This window comes from Bremerella sp. JC817 (genome assembly GCF_040718835.1).
GTDB lineage: Bacteria > Planctomycetota > Planctomycetia > Pirellulales > Pirellulaceae > Bremerella.
Map to the genome: position 1 here is coordinate 1 of NZ_JBFEFG010000099.1, position 301 is coordinate 301.

1 protein-coding gene is annotated in these 301 nt (G+C 59.5%); it reads right to left on the reverse strand.

What is annotated here, in order from left to right:
* The coding region (locus tag AB1L30_RS00460; protein ID WP_367011389.1) for a hypothetical protein at nt 1-301 on the reverse strand (301 nt) is incomplete at both ends.

Here is a 301-nt window from a genome sequence, read left to right on the forward strand (position 1 = left end):
GGCGAACACCTGAGATTGGTTGAAGTGATTTCCTGAAATATCTATATTTGCGCCACTGTGAATTGTGGTGCTCGTATTGAAGATGCTCCTCCGGATCGAGCTCGTCGAGCCCTCGTTCAAGACCAGCCCATGGAGGCCGAAAGTCGTGTTGTCGCTCGTCGAGATCTGCCCGTTCGATTGGACGAGGATCTGGGTCCGGGACGCGTTGCCCGGGGTCCGGGTGAACTGGGTGCCCGAGACGTCCATGGCCCCGCCGGGCTCCACGACGATCCCGTAGGGAGCCGCTTCCTGAAGGAAGGCT